General features: G+C 54.1%; 19 protein-coding genes and 3 tRNA genes. 13 read left to right on the top strand and 9 right to left on the bottom strand.

The window, feature by feature from the left end:
- Positions 1-33 precede the first annotated feature (33 nt).
- Positions 34-2,292 (top strand): glycosyltransferase, encoded by a 2,259-nt coding sequence (locus tag ACT3R7_RS08855; protein WP_193091624.1) that lies wholly within the window; start codon positions 34-36, stop codon positions 2,290-2,292.
- 2 nt (positions 2,293-2,294) lie between these two features.
- On the opposite strand, the gene ACT3R7_RS08850 is transcribed toward ACT3R7_RS08855, so the two are convergent.
- The 3 genes from ACT3R7_RS08850 to ACT3R7_RS08840 form a co-directional block, all read right to left on the bottom strand.
- The gene (locus ACT3R7_RS08850) at positions 2,295-2,978 is read right to left on the bottom strand and encodes a TVP38/TMEM64 family protein (RefSeq protein WP_193091625.1); all 684 of its coding nucleotides are present in this window, start codon (positions 2,976-2,978) and stop codon (positions 2,295-2,297) included.
- 118 nt (positions 2,979-3,096) lie between these two features.
- Positions 3,097-4,035: an ABC transporter substrate-binding protein gene (locus tag ACT3R7_RS08845; protein WP_193091626.1), complete on the bottom strand. Its 939-nt coding sequence runs from the start codon at positions 4,033-4,035 to the stop codon at positions 3,097-3,099.
- A gap of 43 nt (positions 4,036-4,078) precedes the next feature.
- The gene (locus ACT3R7_RS08840) at positions 4,079-5,251 is read right to left on the bottom strand and encodes a TauD/TfdA family dioxygenase (RefSeq protein WP_226940120.1); all 1,173 of its coding nucleotides are present in this window, start codon (positions 5,249-5,251) and stop codon (positions 4,079-4,081) included.
- A gap of 126 nt (positions 5,252-5,377) precedes the next feature.
- Between ACT3R7_RS08840 and ACT3R7_RS08835 the strand changes: the two genes are divergently transcribed.
- The 4 genes from ACT3R7_RS08835 to ACT3R7_RS08820 all read left to right on the top strand — a co-directional run bounded on the left by ACT3R7_RS08835 (position 5,378) and on the right by ACT3R7_RS08820 (position 8,909).
- A complete protein-coding gene (locus ACT3R7_RS08835; RefSeq protein ID WP_193091627.1) occupies positions 5,378-6,241 on the top strand; it encodes a LysR substrate-binding domain-containing protein in 864 nt (287 codons plus the stop codon).
- Positions 6,242-6,343: 102 nt separating this feature from the next.
- On the top strand, positions 6,344-7,795 hold the full coding sequence (locus ACT3R7_RS08830) for an alanine/glycine:cation symporter family protein (protein ID WP_193091628.1): 1,452 nt from the start codon (positions 6,344-6,346) through the stop codon (positions 7,793-7,795).
- 163 nt (positions 7,796-7,958) lie between these two features.
- A complete protein-coding gene (locus ACT3R7_RS08825) occupies positions 7,959-8,567 on the top strand; it encodes an FMN-dependent NADH-azoreductase (protein WP_193091629.1) in 609 nt (202 codons plus the stop codon).
- A gap of 42 nt (positions 8,568-8,609) precedes the next feature.
- The gene (locus ACT3R7_RS08820) at positions 8,610-8,909 is read left to right on the top strand and encodes an MGMT family protein (RefSeq protein WP_193091630.1); all 300 of its coding nucleotides are present in this window, start codon (positions 8,610-8,612) and stop codon (positions 8,907-8,909) included.
- A gap of 116 nt (positions 8,910-9,025) precedes the next feature.
- Here the strand turns inward: ACT3R7_RS08820 and ACT3R7_RS08815 are convergent, their stop codons facing one another.
- Together ACT3R7_RS08815 and ACT3R7_RS08810 are read right to left on the bottom strand one after the other, a co-directional pair.
- Complete coding sequence (locus ACT3R7_RS08815) at positions 9,026-10,594, bottom strand: bifunctional GNAT family N-acetyltransferase/carbon-nitrogen hydrolase family protein (RefSeq protein WP_193091631.1); 1,569 nt, start codon at positions 10,592-10,594, stop codon at positions 9,026-9,028.
- Between the two features lie 41 nt (positions 10,595-10,635).
- Positions 10,636-11,553, bottom strand: a complete 918-nt coding sequence (locus tag ACT3R7_RS08810) for a DMT family transporter (RefSeq protein WP_193091632.1) — start codon at positions 11,551-11,553, stop codon at positions 10,636-10,638.
- 123 nt (positions 11,554-11,676) lie between these two features.
- Between ACT3R7_RS08810 and ACT3R7_RS08805 the strand changes: the two genes are divergently transcribed.
- The 5 genes from ACT3R7_RS08805 to ACT3R7_RS08785 all read left to right on the top strand — a co-directional run bounded on the left by ACT3R7_RS08805 (position 11,677) and on the right by ACT3R7_RS08785 (position 20,104).
- Positions 11,677-13,698 (top strand): NADPH-dependent 2,4-dienoyl-CoA reductase, encoded by a 2,022-nt coding sequence (locus tag ACT3R7_RS08805; protein WP_193091633.1) that lies wholly within the window; start codon positions 11,677-11,679, stop codon positions 13,696-13,698.
- Between the two features lie 160 nt (positions 13,699-13,858).
- Complete coding sequence (locus tag ACT3R7_RS08800) at positions 13,859-14,914, top strand: threonine aldolase family protein (protein ID WP_193091634.1); 1,056 nt, start codon at positions 13,859-13,861, stop codon at positions 14,912-14,914.
- 361 nt (positions 14,915-15,275) lie between these two features.
- Positions 15,276-17,198: a PrkA family serine protein kinase gene (locus ACT3R7_RS08795; protein WP_193091635.1), complete on the top strand. Its 1,923-nt coding sequence runs from the start codon at positions 15,276-15,278 to the stop codon at positions 17,196-17,198.
- 32 nt (positions 17,199-17,230) lie between these two features.
- Entirely contained in the window at positions 17,231-18,520 is a 1,290-nt protein-coding gene (locus ACT3R7_RS08790) for a YeaH/YhbH family protein (RefSeq protein ID WP_193091636.1), read from the top strand.
- A gap of 21 nt (positions 18,521-18,541) precedes the next feature.
- Positions 18,542-20,104 carry a SpoVR family protein gene (locus ACT3R7_RS08785; protein ID WP_193091637.1) on the top strand — a complete coding sequence of 521 codons (1,563 nt, stop codon included), beginning with the start codon at positions 18,542-18,544 and terminating at the stop codon, positions 20,102-20,104.
- Positions 20,105-20,192: 88 nt separating this feature from the next.
- On the opposite strand, the gene ACT3R7_RS08780 is transcribed toward ACT3R7_RS08785, so the two are convergent.
- The gene (locus ACT3R7_RS08780; RefSeq protein WP_193091638.1) at positions 20,193-20,507 is read right to left on the bottom strand and encodes a high-potential iron-sulfur protein; all 315 of its coding nucleotides are present in this window, start codon (positions 20,505-20,507) and stop codon (positions 20,193-20,195) included.
- Between the two features lie 242 nt (positions 20,508-20,749).
- Here ACT3R7_RS08780 and ACT3R7_RS08775 point away from each other — a divergent pair, with 242 nt between their 5' ends.
- Together ACT3R7_RS08775 and ACT3R7_RS08770 are read left to right on the top strand one after the other, a co-directional pair.
- The gene (locus tag ACT3R7_RS08775; protein WP_018918618.1) at positions 20,750-21,025 is read left to right on the top strand and encodes an Lrp/AsnC family transcriptional regulator; all 276 of its coding nucleotides are present in this window, start codon (positions 20,750-20,752) and stop codon (positions 21,023-21,025) included.
- Between the two features lie 202 nt (positions 21,026-21,227).
- Positions 21,228-22,091, top strand: a complete 864-nt coding sequence (locus tag ACT3R7_RS08770) for a DNA/RNA non-specific endonuclease (RefSeq protein WP_193091639.1) — start codon at positions 21,228-21,230, stop codon at positions 22,089-22,091.
- A gap of 228 nt (positions 22,092-22,319) precedes the next feature.
- On the opposite strand, the gene ACT3R7_RS08765 is transcribed toward ACT3R7_RS08770, so the two are convergent.
- From ACT3R7_RS08765 to ACT3R7_RS08755, 3 genes are all read right to left on the bottom strand, one after another.
- A tRNA-Leu gene (locus ACT3R7_RS08765) sits at positions 22,320-22,406 on the bottom strand.
- A 40-nt stretch (positions 22,407-22,446) separates the two neighbouring features.
- Positions 22,447-22,533, bottom strand: a tRNA-Leu gene (locus ACT3R7_RS08760).
- 69 nt (positions 22,534-22,602) lie between these two features.
- A tRNA-Leu gene (locus ACT3R7_RS08755) sits at positions 22,603-22,689 on the bottom strand.
- A gap of 245 nt (positions 22,690-22,934) precedes the next feature.
- Between ACT3R7_RS08755 and rnr the strand changes: the two genes are divergently transcribed.
- Positions 22,935-25,337 (top strand): ribonuclease R, encoded by a 2,403-nt coding sequence (gene rnr / locus ACT3R7_RS08750; RefSeq protein WP_193091640.1) that lies wholly within the window; start codon positions 22,935-22,937, stop codon positions 25,335-25,337.

Below are 25,337 nucleotides of genomic sequence, written 5' to 3'. Positions count from 1 at the left end.
ATTTGTCTAATTCACATGAGTAAGCCGTTCTAGATGTCCTCTCAACGCTCTTTCCTGCGTGCTTTCCAACGTTCTCATAAGCGCTGGATACGGCTTTTCTTTGTGCTTAATCTGGCGTTGGTAGCTGTTCTGGTTACTCACCAGGTATGGCTTTACATGGCCGAGCCTACGTTTGAATCGGTACATACCCTGGAGGTTGCGGACATCCGCGACACGCTTTCTGAACGCGATGCCTACCGATTTGCCGTGGTAGGTAATATCAACAACTCGGTGAGCGTGTTTCGCAATGAAATCGTGCCCCAGATTAATCAGGGCGGTATCGACTTTCTGGTTTCTGCGGGCAACGCCGTTAGCAGTGGCCAGCAGGAGAGCTACCAAGCCATTTACGATAGTATGGAGGAGCTCAATATCCCCTATCTGCTCACCTATGGGGATAACGAAGACAGTGATTTTGGCAGCTATCTTTTCTATGAGCATTTTGGCCCGCATTTTTACTCGTTTGTGGCGGGTAACAGCCACTTCATTTTTCTGGACGGCACCGGCAAGTCGTCAACATCGTGGCAGTTGGACTGGCTGGAGCGTGAGCTTGCGGCGTCAGAGGTCCAGCACCGGTTTGTTTTTGTCGGCCTTCCGCTGCATAACGTGATTAATGAGGCGCCACCATTTGAATCAGATAACTATTTAAACGATGCCGCTTTGAGCGACGGCATTATGCGGCTCGCCGAAAGCTATGCGGTGGATACGGTGTTTTCAGCGAACTTGTCGCTTTTTTCTGATCAAACCGTTAATGGCGTCAATTACATCACCACCGGTGGGGCGGGGGGCATTTTAATGAATGCCGAAAGCAGTTTTCACCACTATGTGGTGGTGGATGTTAACGGCGAAAATGTCACGGTCACTCCCATACGCTTAAACGTGAATCTGCCCGGCTGGTGGCGGATGCTAAGCAGTATCGGCTCCACTATTTATGCGTTTTTCTATATCAGCTATCCGCGGTTTTTATTGATCGTAGGCCTTTTAACCCTTCTGGCTATGCGGCTGTATCAGCTGATTTTTGAAGAGCGGCACTACTATCCTGACTTTGATATTGATCCAACGCCTTACTTGGGAAAGCCGCTAAGAGTGGCTATGGTATCCAACAACTATTTTCCTTTTGTATCGGGCGTATCAGTGTCGGTTGACCGCCTGCGCCGTGGGCTGAGCGAGCTGGGCCATACGCTTCAGCTTTATGTACCGCGTTATCGCGAAGCATGGCAGGACGATGCGGCAATCAAACGCATTCCTACGTTGATGGCCTTTGGTGAAAAGCGTGAGTTTCGTTTAACTAACCCGTTTAATGCTCGTTTTCGCCGCTACATGCGTGCCTTTAAGCCAGATATCATCCATGTCCATCACCCGTTTTGGTTGGGGTCAATGGGGTTATTAATGGGGCGGCGGTTAAAAGTGCCGGTGGTGTACACCTATCACACCCGCCTGGAGCACTATGCGCATTTTGTGCCCCTGCCCAGCATCTTGTTTCGTAACTTGATCTCGCACTATTTGATCAAGCGTTTTTCAAACGGCTGCCAGGGGGTCATCGTGCCTACCTATTCAGCCGAAGAGTACTTGCGCATGATTGGGGTTAAAACGCCCACACTCGTGCAGCCGACGGGCATCGACTTTGCTCGTTTTCAGCAGGTGGATGAATCTTCGTTAGCCACCCTGCGCGAGCAGCTGGGTATTCAGCCGGCGCAAAAAATACTGGTCAGCGTTTCGCGTATCAGCCAGGAAAAAAATATTGGTTTTATGCTGGATGCGCTAGCGGAGCTCAAGCAGCAGGGCCATGACGATTTACACCTACTCCTGATAGGTGAAGGACCGGATCGCCAGACGATACAACAGCAGATAGAACGCTTGGGATTGGTTGATGACGTTACGCTGGCGGGCGCTGTACCCCCTGAGGAGATGGCGCTTTATTATCATCTGGGGGATGTGTTTGTATTTGCCTCCACCTCGGAAACCCAGGGAATGGTCATCCTTGAAGCAATGGCGGCCGGTATGCCGGTTGTTGCCGTGCGTTCCAGCGGCATCGATGACGTGGTGCGGGAAGGTTTTAATGGTTATAAAACGCCCCAGAATCGCCAAGCATGGGGATGGCGTATTCTCGAGCTGACTGGTGATGAAGCGCTAAGACAGACCCTTGGGAATCAGGCGCGCGAGTTTGCCGCCGATTTCGATATCAAAAACTTTGCCACCACGGTGGGCGGTTTTTACGCAGATGTACTGGCCAAATATCATGCGGCGTCTCGGTAAGCCTATTTAGGCTCAGGCGTTCGCCGGGCCGCATAGCGCTTGAGGACAAACAGTAAACCAATGCCCGCTACCAGCCCAAGCCCAGCGATTATAAGCTCTTGTGGCGAGGTGGCGGTAAAGAGTGCGCCAAGCTGGCTGCCCAGCAGAATGACCGCCGCAAGCCCTGGCACAATCCCCAGGGTTGAGCCAATCATGTAATCCCGAAAGTTGAGATGAAACGCACCCGCTAACATATTGGTTAACGTAAACGGTGCCAGCGGCAGGAGATTAATCACCGTCATGGTGCGAATGCCGCGCCCGGATAGATAGCCCGAAAGCCCACGCAGATGGCGGCCGCCATAGCGCATTAGCGCTTCGCGCCCCAGCCAATGGCCTACCCAGTAAGAAACAACCGAAGAACTGAGCGTGCCCAGTGTGGCATACGCCAACCCCCACGCAGGCCCGAACAGCAACCCGGTAACGACCACCAGTAGGCTGAGCGGGAACATGATGAGCTGCGTGCCGGTGTAAACGGCAATCACCGCGGCAAACATCCAAGGCTCGGTTTGCCACTGGCTAACGAGGTCGGCCAGTTCGGCAAGGTGCGCCTGAGTAAGTAAACCTGTCTGCTGCAACCAGCTCCACATGATGGCGAGCGCCAGCAAACCCACCAGCAGGCCAAGCCCTTTCAATAATGTACGTGACATCCTGTCTCCCACCGGTAAAAAAAGGCGCTGGCGAATAAGAAAGCCATAGCATACGCGAGCCCGCCGGTGGGATGAAGAGGCGTTGTCAGCGCTCATTCAAGGCATCTTGCGTTAGTATTTAACGCTCAAGCTGCGCTTCAATTATTGGCCAGGCGGGATCGCCGTCGCTGGTCATGACATCGGCGAGCATGGCTTCAATACGCTCGGGGTGTTCGTTAATCCATTGGGTGGCAACCTCTGAAAGCGCTCGCTCTTCCTGCCCAAATGCTTGAATCATCCAGCTCTGCTCATCCGCGGTAAAACTGAACTGCTCAAAAAATATAGTGAGATTGGGGTTAGCCTCCGCATAATCGGTGCGCAGTAGGGTGAGGACATCGCTCTCACCGTTGTTTTCGCCAAACAGATTGTCAGGGTCATCCAGGTAACGCATGGGCAGCTCCAGATTCATCCAGTGCGGTGTCCAGCCGACCCAAACGATTGCCTCTTCGCGGGAAATGGCGTCACGCGCCGCAGACAGCATGGCAACTTCGCTGGTATCGACCAGATTCCAGTCACCCAGACCCCAGGCATCGCTATCAATGGCCTCGTTAAGAATTTCACTGGCAGCAGATCCTGCGCCAAAGCCATAGATTCGGCCATTGAACTGGTCACGGTGCTCATCCAGGTCTGCAAAGCTCTGAATACCGCTGTTATACACATCCGCCGGTACGGCCAGCGTCATTTGTGCCCCATCGACATTATTGGCCACGTCAATCAGCACACCCGACTCTTTACGCGGGGTGAACATTTCCCGTTGCGCGGGCAGCCAGGCACCTAAAAAGACATCAATATCACCGCTTTCCATGCCCTGATAAATCACTTGCAGGCCAATTTCCTGGGTGCGGGTTTCATACCCCAGTGGGTTTAACAGCTGTTCGGCGATTTCGGTTTTAACGGTAATGCCGGGCCAGGCGGGAACGCCGAAATCAAGCGTCTGGTCATCGCCTTGCGCGGCGGTGGCTACTAGCGCAGAGGCCGTCAGGGCGGCGCTGACTGAAAGGCGTAGACGGGTATTCATAAGATCTCCTTGCAGGTTTTTTATTTATATCGCGCGGGGCGAATTATGCATGGCGCGCCAAAACACGCAGGCGCGAGGCAAGCATGTCGCGGTCTAAATAGGTGCCTTGAAGATGGCGGGCGCCGCTATTGGGGTCGAACTCACGCCGCCCGTGCAGAACACGGCGGTTATCGAAGGCTATCATCTGCCCTGACTGAAGCGCGAACTCTAGCTGGTGTGCTTGGCTATGAAACAGTTGCCATAGCAGGCGATAGGCACGATACCACGCGTCCATCTGTGCGGCGGGCAGGTGGAGGGCGTCCCGTATCCAATTATTCAGGCGCATTTCTACCAAGTGGCCGTGGCCGTCGAGAGTAACCACAGGCGCTTTAAAGGCAATATCGTGAGTTTCATCCTGAAAGCGAAAATCAATCGGTGTCTCGCTCAGAATCGCCAACGCTTCGGGGTCTTGCTGACGTAACGCGTTAATAACCCGGATGCCGTCGGCAAACAGTGATTCGCCACCGCTGGCTTCGTTTTGCAGGCAGTAAAGTAGCTGAATGTCGGGCGGCTGGCGCCAATTAGGCAGGTCGATATGTAGAGGCAAGCCAACCGCCGTATAGGCCGCGTTATTGGGGTTGGGTTTGGAGCGTACATCAAAACGGGCACCAAAATTGGTTGAGCGCAGCGGCCCGATGCGCTCGGCTAAACGGCTGACCTCTTCTTCGATCAGCGGCGCTTCATCAACCAGCGCCAAGCCGTCGCGCAGCATGGCGGTGAGCCAGGCTTTCTCACCCTCTGGGGTGAGAAAGTCAGCATGGCGAATTCGCTCAGGGAAAAAGTTATCGACCCAGGGCATGGGCGCAGGAACGGCGGATGTCAGGCGCGCTTCTGGACGGCGTTGATGAAGCCAGCCGCTATGAAAAGCGCTGACGTGACCGTCTGTCCACTGTAAATACAGATGTCCCTCTGCCAGGGTAATACCTGGAAGTTCATCAATATCTGCCAGGGGAAGGTAAAGCCGTTCACGGGTTTGTGGATGGCGGCATTCGGAACAGGCGCAGTGGTCACGAAGCCAAAGGAGCGGTAGCGTGGTCCGGTCACCGGTTTGCCACGTTAGCGATACGCCATCTGCAGCCAAGGTTGCCTCGCTGATTAGCGGGCCAGACTCATAAGATGTCAGTTCGCCCATTTGAGGGACTTGGCGCTTCTCTGCTGCAAACACGGCGCTTGTCATTATTACCTCGTTAAGTGGCTAGAAATAAGTTTTAAATTCCGCCACTTAGGATGCGCAGTCGCCATGGGTTAAACAAACGATTAATCTGGCCCCTAAGACACCGTTTTACTTATAGGTAGGTTTATCATGAGCCAGCTACCACCTTTATTATGGCTACAGGCGTTTGAATCGGCGGCACGAACGCTAAGTTTTACCGCTGCGGGAAACGAATTAGCGGTTACCCAGGCAGCGATTAGCCAGCGTGTGCGTCTGCTTGAGGAGCGCCTGGGGCAAAAACTCTTTATACGCCATGCGCGAAGCTTAACCCTGACGCCTGTGGGACAGGCTTGGCTACCCAGTATCCATGATGCTTTCTCGCGTATTAGCGAAGGCACATCCGAAGTGTTCGGCATGACCAGTGAGCAGCCGGTAACGCTACGTGCCACGCCAATCTTTCAGCAATCGTGGCTGGCTCCGCGCTTGGCGGCTTTTCATCAGCGGTACCCGCAAATATCCCTTCGTTTGGTCAGCGCTATCTGGCCCGATGACTATAGGCCGGAGGGCGCGGATATTGAAATTCGTTATGGGCGCGGCGAGTGGAGTGGCGTAGAAATGCACCCCTTGGGTGACGATCAGCTATTGCCTGTCTGTTCGCCCGCATTGGCCGAAACCTTAACAACCCCTGACGATTTAGGTGGGCATACGCTGCTTCACACCGTAGGTTTTGGGGTCGGTTGGTCGGGCTGGCTTCAGGCGGCAAGGGTTGCTCATCTGGAAGCGCAGTGCCACTCGCTCACCTGTGACAACCAGGTGATGACATTGGCGTTAGCCAGCCAAGGGGCGGGTGTGGCGTTAATCCATCGCCGTTTGTTAGGGAAGCGCAATGACCTGGTCATGCCTTTTTCAGTAGGCGTATCAAGCGATGAGCGTTTTTGGCTGGTGCGCCCAAGCCGCCGCCAGGTAGGCGAGGAAGCCGCCTTGGTTTGGCAATGGTTAATAAGCGAAATTTAAGTTTATGGGAGCAATGTCGGAATAAATACGCCAATTTTCTTGCCATTTTGGTGCAGGCATGAAGAATGAAGCGCCTCAAATGATTTTAAAAAGGCGTGTGGTATGGATTTTTCGTTTCCTCAACTGTTGACGGCGATCGTTGATCGCGGCAACGGTCTGCTATGGGGCAGTGTGCTGATTTATCTACTGATCGGTGCAGGCCTTTACTTTACGATAATGACGCGCGGTGTTCAGGTGCGTTTTTTCGGTCATATGTTCAAACTGCTGCGCACTTCCCGGGACGCCGGTGATGGCATCTCTTCTTTCCAGGCATTATCCACCAGCTTGGCCGCCCGGGTAGGTACCGGTAACTTGGCGGGCGTGGCCGTGGCGATTTACTTTGGCGGCCCCGGCGCGATTTTCTGGATGTGGATGACGGCCATGGTGGGTATGGCGACCAGCTTTATCGAGTCCACCCTGGCCCAGGCTTATAAAACCGACCATGGCGATAATACGTTCCGCGGCGGGCCAGCGCGTTATATTGAACGTGGACTGGGTTTGCGCTGGCTGGCCGTGTTGTTCTCTATCTGTTTGATTGTGGCGTTTGGATTGGCGTTTAACAGCGTACAGGCCAACTCCATCGCCCAGGCCATGGAGCAGGCATTTGCCGTTCCCACCTGGGCCATGGGGTTAGTCTTGGTGGTCGTTGTTACGCCGATTATCTTCGGTGGTTTGAAGTCCATCGCCAAGGTTGCTGAGCTGGTCGTGCCGCTGATGGCGCTGCTGTATTTGATCCTCGCGCTGGTAGTGGTAGCGCTTAATATCGGTGATTTCCCCGCCGCCATCATGACGATTATCCGCAGCGCCTTTGGTATTGAACAGGCTGCTGGCGGCGCCGTGGGCTATGCCATTTCGCAAGCGATCATGAATGGTATTCAGCGCGGCTTGTTCTCCAACGAAGCGGGTATGGGATCGGCGCCTAATGCGGCGGCCACGGCGAGCACACGCCCAAACCACCCGGCGGCGCAGGGCTTTATCCAGATGCTGGGCGTATTTCTGGATACGCTGGTGATTTGTACTGCGACAGCGGCGATTATCATTATGGCAGGCCCGGAGCTGTTGGCGGGCGAGGAGACTAACGGCATTCAGTTGACCCAGATGGCGCTCTCAAGCCACGTGGGTGATTGGGGCGCGATGTTCGTTGCGGTCGCGATTTTACTGTTCGCCTTCACGTCGGTGATCGCCAATTACTCTTATGGTGAATCCAACATTGAGTATCTGGCCGGTCGGCGTGCGCCGGTTGCCGTGTTTATTTACCGCTTGGCGGTATTGGCAATGATTATGGTGGGTTCGGTGGCGAGCCTGGGTGCGATCTGGAACTTTGCCGATCTCTCCATGGGCATGATGGCGATTATTAACCTGGTGGCTATCTTGATGCTGTCGCCCGTTGCCTTCGCTCTGTTCCGCGATTATGAGCAGCAGTTAAAAGCGGGTAAAGAGCCCACCTTCGATCCCAGCAAGTTCCCTAAGCTGGCCAACAAGGTCGACCCCAAGGCGTGGCCTAAAAAACAGTAGCAGCCAGCCAGTTAAAGACCCCGCCTCGTGCGGGGTTTTTTATGAGTGGTATAACGATTCGATTTTATCGAATATAACGCGCAGATCATTGCGCTTTTGATTAATCAGAATCACCGTAAAATAGCTCCAATCCTCTTATTTATTATGTCTTTGGAGCATTTACATGACGACTCGTGCCCTGCTGATAACCTCTTCTGTACTTGGCGAAAATGGTCAGTCCAACGCCTTGGCAAGCCATTTTGAAACGCGTGCCGCGGCCCGCGAAGGGATTGAAGTAACTGCGCGTAATGTGATTACCAACGCGCTGCCCCACCTGGATATCGCTGAGCTGGGCGCATGGCAAACCCCGGCGGATGAGCGCAGCGAAGAGCAAAAGGTGCTGGCTACACGTTCTGATGAGTTGATTGCGGAGCTGCGTGCGAGCGACGTGCTGGTGATTGCTGTGCCGATGTATAACCTGGGCATTCCTTCGCAGTTAAAAGCCTGGTTTGACCGTGTGCTGCGCGCTGGCGAAACCTTCCGCTACACGGAAAATGGCCCTCAGGGCTTGCTTGAAGGTAAGCGTGCGCTCATTCTGGCGGCTCGCGGTGGCATGTACGCCGGTACAGAGCTTGATAGCCAAACGCCGCATCTAAAAAGCATGTTGGGCCTGATGGGCATCAAGGATGTCGACGTGGTCTACGCTGAAGGTTTAAACATGGGCGAAGCAAAGCGTGGCGCTGCCCTTAAAGAAGCGTTCCAGGCGATTGATCAGCAGGTGGACGCGTTATAAGGCCGAGGCGTAAGGCCTGAAGTTGAAACGGAGATCCTAACAATGGCACGCCCTGAACTGCTTGAGCAGATTTACACGATTGTCGATCAGATTCCGGCAGGGCGGGTGACCACCTACGGGCGGATTGCCGCCATGACCGAAGGCGCTACGCCGCGCATGGTGGGCTCGGCTATGCGCCATTTGCCGGCTGGACATCAGTTGCCTTGGCATCGGGTGATTGCGTCATCGTTAAAACTTGCCGATCACGGCGGCGCTGCCCGCCAGCACCAAAAGCTGCGTGACGAAGGCGTGGCGTTTGATGCCAAAGGGCGAGTACCCGCCCATTTGGTTTGGCCTGATTAACGCTAACGCTGCTCTACATAAATGCTGCTTTGCATACAAAAGCGCCGCCCTATGACCTCATGAGGTCATAGGGCGGCGTTTTACGTTGGTTGCGTGTTGCTGAGGCGGGTTACGGTTTATCCTTCAGTAGAGCCGCCGGACTTGAGCGACCAGTCGCGCCAGCGCAGATCAAACAGATCCTTACGGCGGTCTTTGAGATTGGTCACCGAGCCTTCGGCGCGAACCACGGTCAGTCGGGTCAGATCCAAATCCGAGAAGAAAATCATCTCGGTATTGGGCGTGGTTTCCGCGAGCACCGCATCGTGAGGGAAGGCGAAGTCGGAGGGTGAGAACACCGCTGACTGCGCGTACTGGATATCCAGGTTTTCGATTGATGGCAGGTTGCCGACGCTACCGCAGAGCACTACGTAGCACTCGTTTTCAATGGCTCGGGCCTGGCTGCAGTGACGCACGCGCAGGTAACCATTTTTGGTGTCCGTCCAGAAGGGCACAAACAGAATGTCCATATCCTGGTCGGCCAGCAGGCGCCCAAGCTCCGGGAACTCCACGTCGTAGCAAATCAGAATGCCGACACGGCCAGCATCGGTGTCAAAGACCTGCAGGCTATCGCCGCCTTCAATTACCCAGTCACGGCGCTCTTGTGGGGTAATATGCAGCTTCGCCTGCTTTTCCACATCGCCATCACGGTGGAACAAGTAAGCCACGTTATACAGCCGGTCATCTTCGCCGACTTCAATCATCGAGCCACCCACAATATTGATATTGTAGGAAACGGCCATGCGTGAAAGCTCTGCTTTAAAACGCTCGGTAAAGCCCGCCAAAAAGCGAATCGCACCCATTTGATCCTGCTGGGCTGCCCGGTCTTGAAGGCCCATCAGCGGCGCATAAAAGAGCTCGGGGAAAACGGCAAAGTCACTTTGATAGTCTGAAAGGGCATCGACAAAGTATTCGATCTGCTTGAGGGCGGCCTCCACAGAGTCGAACTCGCGCATCTGCCACTGCACCGCACCCACGCGCACCTGAGTGGGGCGCGTATCCAGCACGTTTTCGGCAGGCTCGAACAGAATGTTGTTCCACTCAAGCAAAGTGGCATAGCCGCGGGACTGCTCATCTTCCGGCAGGTATTTGCGTAGCAGGCGTTTTACCTGAAAGTCGTTAGCCAGCTGGAACGACAGAATCGGATCATAGATCTCTTTGCGGGAGACTTTTTCGATGTACTGCGCGGGCGTCAGCTCATCGGCATGCTGGCAGTATTCGGGGATCCGCCCACCCGCCAGAATGGCGCGCAGGTTATGCGAGCGGCACAGCTCTTTACGGGCTTCGTAAAGGCGCCGCCCCAGGCGGTAACCCCGGTAGTCGGGGTGGATCAGCACGTCCAGCCCATACATGGCATCACCATTCTCATCATTGAGGATGATTTCGCGATGGCCAATCAGGTCGTCGTACTTGTGCGGGTTGGAAAACTCGTCGTAATCCACCTGTACGGTGAGCGCCACGCCGACCAGCACGCCATCATCTTCGATAGCAATCTGGCCGTCAGGGAACGCCTGGATCAGCTTATCAATAGTGTGCTTGGGCCAAGCTCCGCCGATATCGTGGTAGACCGCGTCCATCAATGCCTTGAGCTGATCGTAATCGTCGCTCGTAAGGTTGCGGAGATTTAGATGCAGTTCTTCTAGGGACATATCAGGGGGTTCCTGCAGTAAAAAGAAAACAACCTATTATATCATTGCCGGGCACTGCTCGGCTTTTTTGCTGCTACTCCACGCACCAATGGCCGGGTCAGCGTTTGCGCCATGACGACGCCGGCTAAAATTAGAAGCCCACCGGTAAAGTGGAAGCTGGCTATCTGTTCGCCCAGCATGAACATGGCGATGAGGGCACTAAAGAGCGGCATCAGGTTGATGAAAATGCTCGCTTGGTTGGCGCCAATCTGACGTACGGCCCGCATCCACAAAAACGTGGTAATGACGGAGGCGGGAATGCCTGCGTATAAGATCAGCCAGATATTCTGGTCGTCTACCGGTGTCATGGGCCCTAGCAAATAAGGGGGCAGCAAAAACAGTACCGCAAAACATACCTGGGCATAGAGCATGACCCAGGGCGGTAAGTTCATTGCCCAGCGCTTTAGCATTACGCCATACAGGGCATAGCAGATGGCGGCGATGACCATCAACGCATCTCCCTGGGCTACTTCCAGATGTAAAAGTGATATGGGATTGCCGCGCCCCAGCAAAACGGTAACGCCAATAAACGCGAGCACCCCGCCGGCGACGCCCCCACGCGTTGGTGGCTCGCGTAAAATGAGCGCGCTGAGCAACACCGTTAGCAGCGGCACCATGGCGGCTAGAATTCCCATATTGGTAGCGGTGGTGGTTTCAGCGGCGACATACCCCAGGCCCTGCCACAACCCCATGCCTAAAAGACCCAGCAAAGCCAGCTTGGGCCAGTTGCGGCATATCTCATCGCGATGGCGAATGACCGCTGGCAGTACAAATGGGGTCATCACGATAAGCGCCAGCAGCCAGCGTAAAAAAGCGATACTGCTGGGCGCAATGGCGCCCACCGTTAACTGGTTGATGGTCATATTGCCTGACCAGATCAGTACGGTGGCAAGTGGGGGTAAAAAGTAAATCAGCGGCATGGCGGTTTCCCTTATCGTTAGCCGGATAATGTTACGTGCTTTAGCGTTGGGAGCAAGCGCTAAGACTGTACGTGATGGCTAGGATGTCATACGCTTGTTTGAATAATACCAAGGAGAACCGTGATGACCCGTGTGCCCGCTTACCCGCATCTTTTCCAGCCGATTACGATTGGTCATTTAACGCTGCCCAATCGCATTCTGATGGGTTCCATGCATACCAATCTGGAAGAGGCGCCCAATGGCTTTGCCCGCCTGGCGGCTTTTTACGCTGAGCGGGCACGGGCGGGGGTAAGTTTGATTGTCACTGGGGGTATTGCGCCCAATGCCGAAGGAGCGGTGTTTCAGGGCGCCCATGCGCTAACCGATGAAGCTCATCTGGCGGAACATCGCCAAGTGGTAAATGCCGTTCATGCGCAAGGCGGGCACCTGTGCATGCAGATTCTCCATGCGGGCCGCTACGCCTACTCACCTGAGTTGGTGGCGCCCTCGGCCATTCAGGCGCCGATTAACCCGTTTACGCCGCGGAAGCTAAGCCACGCAGACGTTGAGCAGCAAATTGCTGATTACGTACGCTGTGCATGCCTTGCTCAGCAGGCGGGCTATGACGGTGTCGAGATCATGGGCTCGGAAGGCTATCTGATTAACCAGTTTATCTGCCAGCGCACCAATCAGCGCGAAGATGACTGGGGCGGCCCATTTGAGAACCGCATTCGCTTTCCGCTGGAAATTGTTAGGCGTATTCGAGCGGCGGTGGGTGAGCGCTTTGTGGTTATTTTCCGCCTGTCGATGATTGATTTGGTGGAGGAGGGCAGCACGTGGCAAGAGATCGTCACGCTTGGTCAGGCGGTTGAAGCGGCGGGTGCCGACATCATCAATACCGGGATTGGCTGGCATGAAGCTAGGGTACCCACCATTGTGACCAGCGTACCCCGCGCGGCGTTTACGGAAGTGACCCGGCGGATTAAAGCGGCGCTTTCGATCCCGCTGATCACCACCAACCGTATAAATATGCCGGAGATTGCCGAGCAGGTGCTGGCCGAAGGCCATGCCGACATGGTGTCCATGGCGCGCCCGTTTCTGGCTGACCCCGAGTGGGTGCGCAAAGCCGAAGCGGGACAGGCTGATGAAATCAATACCTGTATTGCCTGTAACCAGGCCTGTCTGGATCACACCTTTGCGGGCAAATTAACCTCCTGCTTGGTTAACCCACGCGCCTGTCATGAAACCGAGCTGGTGATTGAACCTGCCGCGATACCCCAAAAAATTGCGGTGGTCGGTGGTGGGCCAGCAGGACTTGCCACGGCGGTTACCGCGGCCAGCCGTGGCCATCACGTTGTGCTGTTTGAGCAGCGTGCGGAGCTTGGGGGGCAGTTTAACTATGCCCGCAAGATTCCTGGCAAAGAGGAGTTTAACGAAACCCTGCGCTATTACCGCGTGATGTTGGAAAAGTACGCGGTGGATGTACGTTTAAGTACCCGTGCTACGCCAGACGCCTTGGCCGAGTTTGATCACATTGTTATGGCCAGCGGGGTGCGCCCAAGAACGCTGACGCTGCCAGGCGCTGAACACCAAAGCGTGATGAGCTATGCCGAAGCGATTGAATCTCCTCAGCAGGTAGGCCGCCGTGTGGCAGTAATTGGCGCCGGCGGGATCGGTTTTGATGTCTCTGAGCTTTTAGCTCACCAGGAACACCCTGCGCTGGATATTGATACCTGGTGCGACGAGTGGGGCGTTGATTTGGCCGTTAGCGAACGTGGTGGTTTAAAGGCCACTATAGCGCCGCCCGTATCGCGTGAGATTGTTATGTTACAGCGCAAAACCTCCAAGCCGGGCAAGTACCTGGGCAAAACGACCGGCTGGGTGCACCGGGCTTCGCTCAAAGCGCGGGGCGTGACCACTCTAACCGGCTGCGAGTACGTCAAAATTGATGATGCCGGGCTGCATATCCGCCGCAATGATGAGGACAGCGTGCTGGAGGTGGACAGCATTGTGGTGTGTGCCGGTCAGGAGTCGGTGCGCCATTTAATTGATCCGTTAGAAGCGTCGGGTAAGCGAGTGCATGTCATTGGCGGTGCCGATGAGGCGGCTGAACTGGATGCCAAGCGCGCCATTGACCAGGGGGTGCGCTTGGCCGCCCAGCTATAGGCGCGTTGATAATGGCGGATGACGCTTATCCATGAATGGCGATAGACTGGCTGATCCATCACCTTATTAAGCATAACGTGATGTTAAAGGCGCTAGTGGCACCCAGCTGGCGCCGTAACTGTGTTTGCAAAAGACAATGTCAGGGAAAAGGATAATCGTCATGACTTCGGAGTGTACTCCCCGTTTTTTAGCCAGTGATAACACCTCCGGTATCTGCCCGGAGGCCATGGAGTATTTGCTGGAAGCAAATCAAGCCGATGATTTGGCGTATGGCAATGACCGTTGGACCGAGCGTGCCGCGAACCGCTTTCGCGAAATGTTCGACTACGACTGTGATGTGTTTTTTGTATTCAACGGAACCGCCGCCAATTCGCTGGCGCTGTCGGCAATGGGGCGTAGCTACCACAGCGTGATCTGCCATGAGCTGGCGCATATTGAAACGGACGAGTGTGGCGGTCCCGAGTTCTTCTCCAACGGAGCCAAACTGCTGACCTCGCCAGGGGCGAATGGCAAGCTGACGCCTGAAGGTATTGAAGCGTTAGTGACACGGCGTAGCGACATTCACTACCCCAAACCTAAAGTGGTTTCGCTGACCCAGGCGACGGAAGTCGGTACGGTGTATACCCGCGAAGAGCTGCTGGCCATTCGTGCGATTGCCGATAAGCATGATTTACGCCTGCATATGGACGGCGCGCGCTTTGCCAACGCCTGTGCCGGCCTAAATGCTACGCCAGCCGAGCTAACCTGGCAGGTGGGCGTCGATGCGCTATGTTTTTCGGGCACTAAAAATGGCCTGGCAATGGGTGAGGCCATTTTGTTTTTTAACCGCGAATTGGCGGAAGATTTCTCGTATCGCTGCAAGCAGGCCGGTCAGCTGGCGTCCAAGATGCGCTATATCTCAGCCCCCTGGCTTGGGTTGCTGGAAAGCGGGGCTTGGCTCACCAATGCTCAGCATGCCAACGCAATGGCGCAGTATTTAGCGGAAGGCTTGCAGTCGCTGCCTGGCGTATCGCTCATGTTTCCCACCCAGGCAAACAGCGTATTTGTCGAATTGCCTGCCCAGGCGATCGGCGCGTTGAAGGCTAAGGGGTGGACCTTTTATACCTTTATCGGCGCGGGCGGTGCACGCTTTGTGTGTGCCTGGAACACGACCGTTGAATTACTCGATTTGCTGATCGCTGACATCAAAGTGGCGCTTGGAGAAAGCCCTTCATAAGCGCTGCGCTCCTAAGTGCTTATCCCTCAGGGTCTTTACGCTTATGGTTTTTACGCCGCTACTCTCGTAGCGGCGTTTTTGTAGCGTTTTTCACTCAAGTAAGGCCTTAATCACAATTTAAGCGTTAAACGCTATAGATTGGCTGCTTGGGTCTTAAAAGTCTTTTGCATCAATATGCTATCGTTTTATTACTAGGCTTTGAGGTACTGTTTGAACGAACGTTGTGGCCTTGCGTTGAAGTTTTAGTCATCACATTTTGCTAATGCTGGCTACGCTAATAGAGCGACACCTCGTTCGGCACACCACAACAAAAATACTCGTCTGGGTGGTGATTGTCCGGGGATGGCCATAGGAGAGTTCCATGAGCATCTTTGATCACGTTCAAGACCGTTTTGCCCGCGTTCAGCAAGAAGACATGAGCCTGGAAGAGTACCTGGCGCTGTGTCGTCGTGACCCTAAGGTCTATGCCAGCGCTTCCGAGCGCATGCTGGAAGCCATTGGCGAACCTAGCGTTATCGATACCGCCAAAGACCCCCGTCTATCACGTATCTTTTCCAATAAAGTGATACGCCGCTATCCGGTATTTGCGGAATTTCACGGTATGGAGGACGCCATTGAGCAGATCGTGGCCTACTTCCGTCATGCAGCCCAAGGGCTTGAAGAGCGCAAGCAGATTCTCTATCTGCTGGGGCCTGTCGGTGGCGGTAAGTCATCGCTTGCTGAACGGTTGAAACTGCTGATGGAGCGCATCCCTTTTTACGCTATTAAGGGCTCGCCGGTTTATGAATCGCCGCTTGGACTGTTTTCGCCTGAAGAGGACGGCGAGCTGCTTGAAAAAGAGTATGGGATTGCACCGCGCTATCTCAAAAGCGTGATGTCGCCTTGGGCGGCCAAGCGTTTAAAAGAGTACGGCGGGGATATTTCCCAATTCCGCGTTGTACGTCTTTACCCCTCTCGGCTGCATCAAATTGCCATTTCTAAAACGGAGCCGGGCGATGAGAACAACCAGGATATCTCTTCTTTGGTAGGTAAGGTCGATATCCGCCAGCTTGAGCTTTATTCCCAGGATGATCCGGACGCCTACAGCTTCTCGGGCGGGCTTTGCCGCGCCAACCAGGGGCTGATGGAGTTCGTTGAAATGTTTAAAGCGCCGATCAAGGTGCTTCATCCGCTGTTAACGGCGACTCAGGAAGGCAACTACAACCCGACGGAAGGCATGGGCGCCATCCCGTTTGACGGCGTGATTCTGGCCCACTCCAATGAATCCGAATGGCAGGCGTTTCGTAACAACCGCAACAACGAGGCGTTTTTAGACCGGGTATATATCGTCAAGGTGCCTTACTGCCTGCGGGTGTCCGAAGAGATCAAGATCTACCAGAAACTCCTTGAAGACTCTTCACTCAATGCCGCCCCGTGTGCGCCGGATACCCTGCGCATGCTGGCCCAGTTCTCGGTGCTCTCACGCTTGAAAGTGCCGGAGAACTCGAGCATTTACTCTAAAATGCGCGTCTATGACGGTGAAAACCTCAAGGATACCGACCCGCGTGCCAAGTCGATTCAGGAATACCGTGATGCCGCCGGTGTAGATGAAGGCATGCAGGGGCTTTCCACCCGGTTTGCCTTCAAGATTCTCTCAAAGGTATTCAACTTCGACGGTACCGAAGTCTCAGCCAACCCGGTACACCTGCTGTACGTGCTTGAGCAAGCGCTTGAACGCGAACAACTGCCCTCGGAAGTGTTCGAACGCTACCTGGGCTTTATTAAAGAGTTTTTGGCGCCGCGCTACGTGGAGTTTATCGGTAAAGAGATTCAAACGGCCTACCTTGAATCCTATAGTGAATACGGTCAGAACATTTTTGACCGCTATGTCACTTACGCTGATTTCTGGATTCAGGATCAGGAGTACCGCGACCCTGAAACCGGCGAGCTGCTAAACCGTCAGTCGCTCAACGAAGAGCTTGAAAAAATCGAGAAGCCCGCGGGTATCTCCAACCCTAAAGACTTCCGGCATGAAGTGGTCAACTTTGTACTGCGTGCGCGTGCCCAGAATAACGGCATGAACCCTAGCTGGCAGTCCTATGAGAAGCTCAAAGGCGTGATTGAGCATAAGATGTTTGCCAATACCGAAGAGCTTCTGCCAGTGATCTCGTTTAACGCCAAAGCGTCTAAATCGGATCAGAATAAGCATGAAGACTTTGTAGAGCGCATGGTCGAGCGTGGCTATACCGAGAAACAGGTACGCTTGCTTTCCGAGTGGTATCTACGCGTACGCAAGTCTCAGTAGTAGCAAAGACTCTTGGCGGTTAGGGAGGTCGTATGACCTACTTTATTGATCGAAGGCCGAATGCAAAGCATAAAAGCGCGGTTAACCGGCAGCGCTTTTTGGAGCGCTATCGCAAGCATATCAAGCGCTCGGTTGAGGAAGCGGTTAACCGGCGCTCGATTACGGATATGGAGCGTGGTGAAAAAATCTCTATTCCAGCCAAGGATATCTCTGAGCCGGTGTTTCAGCATGGCCCTGGCGGGGCGCGCAATATTGTCGCGCCGGGTAATAAAGAGTTTTTGCCAGGCGATAAAATTCGTCGCCCTGGCGGGCAGGGTGGCGGGGGCGGCGCTGGTGAAGGTAGTGCTTCCAATCAGGGCGAGGGGGATGACGAATTTGCGTTTACGCTTAGCCGGGAAGAGTTTTTAGAGTTTGTCTTTGATGGTTTGGAGCTTCCCCATTTACAGCGCAAGCCGCTTAAATCGCTGGAAGAAATCAAAATGGTGCGTGCTGGGCTTTCCCGGGATGGCGTGCCCGCGCGTATCAGTATTACCCGCTCCATGCGTGAAGCCTATGCACGGCGTATTGCCATGCGGGCACCGATCAAACGGGCACTAAAAGAGGCCCAGCAAGCTTTGGAGGAAGAAGAACGTAAAGACACCGTGCTGCGTAATCCGGCGCGTATTGTCGAGCTGAAAGCCGAGATCGAGCGCTTGGAGAAGCGCATTGAGGCCGTGCCGTTTATTGATACCTACGATTTGCGTTATCACCAGTTAAGCGCTCAACCGCAACCTTCAAGCCAGGCGGTGATGTTTTGTGTCATGGACGTATCCGGCTCAATGACGCAAAACCATAAAGACATCGCCAAGCGCTTTTTCCTGTTGCTGTACCTGTTTCTGGAAAAACATTATGAAAGAGTGGAGCTGGTGTTTGTGCGCCACCATACCGCCGCAAGAGAGGTCAGCGAGGAGGAGTTCTTCTATTCCCGTGAAACGGGAGGCACGATTGTCTCAAGCGCGCTGACGCTGGTGAATAAAATTATCCAGGCGCGTTATCCTGCCGAGAAGTGGAATCTTTACGTGGCGCAGGCCTCTGATGGAGATAATTGGGACGATGACTCCAATACCTGCCGCGATTTGCTGATTAAACAATTGATGCCGCAGTTGCAGTACTACGCCTATGTGGAGATCACCCCCCATGACCATCAATCTCTTTGGCATGAGTATCAGAGCGTAGCGGAACACTTTCCAGAGCGCTTTGCGATGCAACAAATTGTCGGAGCCGGCGATATTTATCCCGTGTTTCGTGAGCTGTTTAAACGCCGCTTAAATCAGGCGCGTTAACCGCGTATTGAGGAGTGCGCCATGAGTGCGTCCCAAAAGCCAATAGCGACGGGTTCTGACTGGAACTTCAACGACTTGGAGCGCTTTAACGATAAGCTCGCCGCGCTTGCCGATGAGTACCGTCTGAACACCTATCCCAATCAAATTGAAGTGATTACCACTGAGCAAATGATGGATGCCTACGCCAGTGTGGGCATGCCGGTGGGCTATCACCATTGGTCGTTTGGTAAACAGTTCCTGGCCGTCGAGCAGGCCTATAAGCGTGGCCAGATGGGCCTGGCCTATGAGCTTGTAATCAATTCCAACCCCTGTATCGCCTACTTGATGGAAGAAAATACCTTAATGATGCAGGTGTTGGTGATGGCCCATGCGTGCTACGGGCATAACTCCTTCTTCAAGGGTAATTACCTGTTTCGTACCTGGACCGATGCCGAGTCTATCGTTGACTACTTGGTATTTGCACGGCAATACATTGCCCAGTGCGAAGAGCGCCATGGCGTGCATGCCGTTGAGCAACTGTTGGATGCGTGCCATGCGCTGCAAAACTACGGCGTTGACCGCTATAAGCGTCCTTCGCCTATCTCCGCAGAAGAGGAAGCCAAGCGCCAGGATGAGCGCGAGGCCTACCTGCAGACGCAGGTGAATATGCTGTGGCGCACGATTCCTGAACTGCCCGGCAATGCAACGCCGCTACCCGGTAGCCTGCATAGCGATGATGACCCTCTGGGGTTACATAGCGGTGGAAATTATCCGCCGGAACCTCAGGAAAACCTGCTGTATTTTATTGAAAAAAACGCGCCGCTACTGGCTCCCTGGCAGCGTGAGATGGTGCGCATTGTGCGCAAGCTAGCGCAGTATTTTTACCCCCAGCGCCAAACCCAGGTAATGAATGAGGGCTGGGCGTGCTTCTGGCATTACACGCTGATGAACCGCCTGTATGACGAGGGCGATGTTGATGAAGGATTAATGCTGGAGTTCTTGCAGTCCCATGCGGCGGTGATTAACCAGCCCGATTTTGATAGCCCCTATTACAACGGGATTAACCCCTACGCGTTGGGGTTTGCCATTTTTATGGATATCAAACGGATCTGTGAGGCGCCGACGGAGGAGGACCGGCAGTGGTTTCCGGATATTGCCGGTACGCCCTGGCGAAGCACGCTTGAATTTGCCATGTGCAATTTCAAAGATGAATCGTTTATTCAGCAGTATTTATCCCCCAAAGTAATGCGCGATCTTAAGCTGTTTTTAATTGTGGATGATGACCAGGCCGAGACGCTTGTCGTTGGTGCTATTCACAACGAGCAGGGCTATCGCCGGGTACGTGACGCGCTTTCCTCTCAGTATGCGCTGTCAGTCAAAGAGCCAAATATTCAGGTGGTTGAGGCGGCTATTCGGGGTGATCGCTCCTTAACGCTGCACCATATACAGGATAGCCGCCGCCCGCTCGGTCGCAGCGTTTACCCTGTAATCCGGCATTTGCATGAGCTTTGGGGTTTTCCTGTACGATTGATTTCCATGGACGAAGGGCGCGTAACGCATCGCTATCGTTGGCCGGTAGAAGAGGAAAGCAAAGACAAACCTTAATGGGTACCAAGCCCTGCATTGGGCAGGGCTGTGCTTAAGCTATCCATCGTTGTTAAGTCAGTTCTTATGTTATTTCCAGGTGCGTTCGTTAGCCTTGAGCGACCCAGGATTGACACCAGCCGCCTGGGGCAACGCTATGTTCAGGGAAAAGTTGGCAGCCCTGGGTGTCGGCGGTGTAGAACATGCAGTTATCACAACGCTCACCGGCTTCATAAGCGGGATGATCGCTGGCATTGCTGGCATCTTCGACATAATTCAGCGCTTGGGCGCTGGGCGCGGAAGGGTCAAGACGCGGCAATGTCTGAGCAAATGCCGTTTTCGATAGAATACCGATACCCAAGGGTAGGCTTATCAAACCCAACACACTGCTACGTATAAAATGACGACGGCTCTGGTTAGCCATGATTTCTCCTGTAGATCACACTCACAAATAGGTCACGGGGAACGGGTGATAAGCCACCTCTTGTTAGCTTTTTTAGCTGAGCCTCCCTATGACAGCTATTACCGCGAGATTATCCCTGCCATGCTAGCCAATGGTAACGTCATACGCGACTCGTCGAATAGCCCGCCCGAGCTGCGGATTACATTAGGCCTGTTATACTCCACTCTCTTTTTCGTATCACTTACATTCTTAGTGAGGACGCCATGCAAAACGCAGTTATTTTAATTAATACCGAAAAAGGCCAGGTCAAAGCAGTGGCTGAGCGTTTGGCGGACGTGGAAGGCATCAGCGAAGTGTACTCGACCTGCGGGCGTTACGATCTTGTGGCGATTGCCCGCACCCGGGATTTTGAAAGCCTCGCTGAGCTTGTTACCGAGCGCCTTAATGAAGTTGAAGGCATTAGCGATACAGAGACGCTCAATGCCATGCAGGTACACTCACGCCATGACCTGGAAACCATGTTTTCACTGGGCTGGTAACCAGATACTAAGCGCTTTATAACATTTAGGGTGTGTTGAGGCTTTACTCGCGAGGGCTTAAGCGTCGACACACCTTGGTCGGCGCATGCCCTTTTGCATATGCCGACGTTATAAGAATGACGCCCTTGAGCGCTGGCTGCGGTCATCGTTGCGCTAAATGGCGAGGCGAATAGAAAAATTAAAGAGTAGGGAGTAGGGGAGCTTGGGAAGATCACTTCTGCACTTGCGTCGTCAAGGCCGACGTTTGGGCGTTGCCGTGCTGTTTGTTGTCGCCGGGGCTGGCTTATGGGAGTTTCAGGAGCGCCAGTATCAGGATGAGTATACCTGGATGGGTGTGCCGACCTGGGATGGCTTTCAATTTACAACGTTTCACCGCGTACTGAGTAATAACGGCTACTTAGTAGGGTGGTCCGATGTGCGTGTCAACCCGCTATGGGTAAGCTATCAGCTAACGGCCGTTGATGACGATACGAGCATTGGCCCTCGGCCGAATTTTCAGGCCGATTGGCGAACGCTTTGGCCAGTTAAAACGGATAGCTATTCAGGCAGTGGCTATGACCGTGGGCATATGGCGCCCAACTACGCGATAGCGGCGGTGCATGGGCGTGAGGCTCAAACAGATACGTTTTTAATGAGCAACATGACGCCGCAGCGACCTAATCTCAATCGTCAGCTCTGGCAGCGTCTGGAAGAGTCTGTCATGGATCACTTCGCACCGCGCTTTGACCGTTTGCAGGTTATTACCGGCCCCATCTTTCCCGAGCACTTTATGGATAACGTGTTTAACCGGGTAGGCTTTGTCGAAGTGCCTGAGGCGTTCTATAAAATTATCGTTGCTCCACATAACGAAGCACCGTTGGCGTTGGCGTTTATTATGCCGCAGGACGTGCGTGGCAATGAGCCGCTGGATGGTTATCTGGTGACGATTGATGAAATAGAGACGCGTACGGGGCTTAACTTTTTTCCGGACTTAGCGCCGGAGATAGAAGCTGTACTGGAAGGTGAGCTGCATACCCAAGGGTGGGCGTTAGAAGAGATAGTCCGGCGCCCAGGGCGGTTTCAGTAAGCTTGAATAAAGAAGCAATAGCGTATGACCGGGAGTAAGATCTTAAGTTTTAGATCTTTCTCCCGCTACAGCTGTAAAGTGTCATTAATATTCAGACGGTAAGCCGAGCGTGGTCAGTGCCAATACGTTAAGTATGCACATAAATAAAAAACATAGGGAGAGAACAAGTAGGGGGGAGAACAAGCTGAGGGAGAAAAAGAGAGAATGATGCGGACGGGAACCATCGAGTGGTGCCCAGGAGAGGACTTGAACCTCCACGTCCATACGGACACTAGCACCTGAAGCTAGCGCGTCTACCAATTCCGCCACCTGGGCGCATCATGTATTACTTATAGCACATCCACTTGTGTTCGTATGGTGCCCAGGAGAGGACTTGAACCTCCACGTCCATACAGACACTAGCACCTGAAGCTAGCGCGTCTACCAATTCCGCCACCTGGGCGAACACAAATGTCTTACTCACTTGCCTGCTCGGTTATGCCGGTTATGAAAACACTAACATAACAAAGTATGGTGCCCAGAAGAGGACTTGAACCTCCACGTCCATACGGACACTAGCACCTGAAGCTAGCGCGTCTACCAATTCCGCCATCTGGGCAAGTGGCGCGTATAATACGCGGGTCGCGATTAAATGCAAGACCAGTAAGCTAATTTTATAGTGTAAATAGCATAATTGCTGCTCAAGGTGGTTGGGTCATGGATCATGCAGCGCTATACTGCGGGTATGACCAAACATAACGTTAATTTTTTCAGCCTGACAATCGCTGAAACCCCTCGCATGCAGCTGATGTCTGCTGCTTTTTTTGTCCGCCTCCCGCAAACGCCATTAAGGATGTCGATCGCATGAAGTATTGGACGTTGAGTGATGATCCGCACGCTGAGCGCGAGGCGCAAAAATATGATAATCCGGCACCTAGCCGTGAATATTTGTTAGCTGCGCTTGAAGCCTACGGCAAGCCGATTACTCATGAAAACATGAGCCGTATGCTGGGCATCGAGGATGAAGATCACCTTGAAGCTGTTCGCCGCCGCATGGCGGCCATGGAGCGTGACGGCCAAGTGCTGCGTGACCGTCGCGGTGCGTATGCGTTGATTGATAAGCTTGATCTGATCAAGGGCAATGTCCTGGGTCACCGGGACGGCTTCGGCTTTCTTATCCGTGATGATGGCAAAAAGCCTGACCTGCTGTTGCCGCCACGCCAAATGCGTCGCGTGTTCCACGGCGACCACGTTCTGGCGCGCGTTAGTGGCACCGACCGGCGTGGACGCGATGAAGCGACTATTGCTGAAGTGATTGCCCGCAATACGCAAACTATCGTCGGGGTGTACCGGAGCAATACGCCTGAGTTTGGCATATTGATTCCTGAAAACCCGCGCATCACCCAGGAAATCATCATTCCGCACAGCGCCAGTGCTGGAGCAAAGGATGGCCAGGTAATTTCGGCCAGAATTGTTCAGCAGCCGGCTACCCGCGTACAGCCTGTAGGTGAAGTGATTGAGGTGCTGGGCGAGCGTATGGACCCGGGTATGGAAATCGATATTGCGATTCGCAGTTACGATATCCCGGCTGAATTTCCGCCTGAAGTGCTGGATCAAACCAGCGGTATTTCCGCTGAAGTGCTGGAAGAAGATAAGCAGCATCGCGTTGATCTGCGGGATATTCCGCTGGTGACGATCGATGATGAATCCGCCAAAGATTTCGATGACGCCGTGTGCGCGTGGAAAACGAAATCGGGTAGCTGGAAGCTGTTAGTCGCGATCGCTGACGTCTCACACTATGTACGTCCGGGTACAGCGTTGGACAATGAAGCGCGCATACGAGGCAACTCGGTGTATTTTCCGGGGCAGGTTGTGCCGATGCTGCCGGAGCTTTTATCCAACGGCCTCTGCTCACTGAATCCGCATGTAGATCGCCTAGTCATGGTTTGTGAGATGAATATCTCCAAGACCGGCGCGATCAGCCGCTACTCTTTCTATGAAGCGGTTATGAATTCTCACGCGCGTCTCACCTATAATAAGGTGGCGGCGATGCTTGATAACGAAAGCGAAGACGGCGCTGCTCTGCGTGAAGAGCACAAAGCGCTGGTCAAACCGTTAAATGACCTTCACGAGCTTTACCACCTGTTGCGTGAAGCGCGTAATGAGCGTGGGGCGATTGATTTCGATACCACCGAAACGGCAATTATCTTTAACGAAGAGCGCAAAATCGACAAGATCGTGCCGCGCAGCCGTAACGATGCGCACAAGGTCATCGAGGAGTGCATGCTGGCGGCTAACGTAGCGACCGCGCGCTTCTTGGACAAGCACGACCTACCCGCGCTGTACCGGATACACGAGCGACCGACGCCGGAACGGCTGGACAAACTGCGCCTGTTCTTGAACGAGCTGGGGCTTTCTGTCGGTGGTGGCGATCTGCCTACGCCGCAGGATTATCAGGCGCTACGTGAGGTGATCAAGGATCGTCCCGACGCCGATATTATTCAGACGGTCATGCTGCGTTCCATGAACCAGGCCGTTTACTCGCCGCAGAACGAAGGTCACTTCGGGCTGGCGTACCAGGCTTATGCCCACTTTACCTCGCCGATCCGCCGTTACCCTGACCTGTTGGTTCACCGCGCGATACGCTCTGTGATCCGTGGTCCGCGTCAGACCAACACCGTGGTGCGCGTTGAAGGTGCGCCGGTCGAGCCGCCGAGCAAGTGGTGCCCGTACACGTTTGAGCAAATGCTCGAGCTTGGCGAGCACTGCTCGATGACCGAGCGTCGTGCCGATGAGGCCACGCGCGATGTCGAGGGCTGGCTCAAGTGTGAGTTTATGTCTGATAAGCTGGGCGAAACCTTTGAAGGAACGATTGCATCGGTTACCCAGTTTGGTCTGTTTGTGCGTCTGGACGCGTTTTATGTTGAAGGCCTGGTCCACGTGACGTCGCTGCCGTCAGACTACTACCACTACGAGGCCGAAAAACATCGCCTTAAAGGTGAGCGGACGGGCACTACGTATCGACTGGGCGACGGTTTAACCGTGCAGGTTGCCCGCGTTGATATGGATGATCGCAAGATTGATTTCAGCTTGACCGACGATAAGCCTCGTCCACGTCGTCAGCCGCGTAAGCGCCGCAGTGGCGATACTAATGAAGTGGCTGCGCCCAAGGGCGATGCGGCACCTAAGAAAGATAAACCGAAAGATAAGCCATCCACGCGTCGCGGCCCACGGCGTACGCGTCAGTCATCGCCGAAGAGAGGTTGA

It is taken from the genome of Halomonas sp. AOP43-A1-21, assembly GCF_052376775.1.
In the GTDB taxonomy this organism is placed as follows: domain Bacteria; phylum Pseudomonadota; class Gammaproteobacteria; order Pseudomonadales; family Halomonadaceae; genus Vreelandella; species Vreelandella colorata.
The sequence above is the reverse complement of the archived record's forward strand: the minus strand, read 5'-3'. Positions and strand labels throughout refer to the sequence as shown.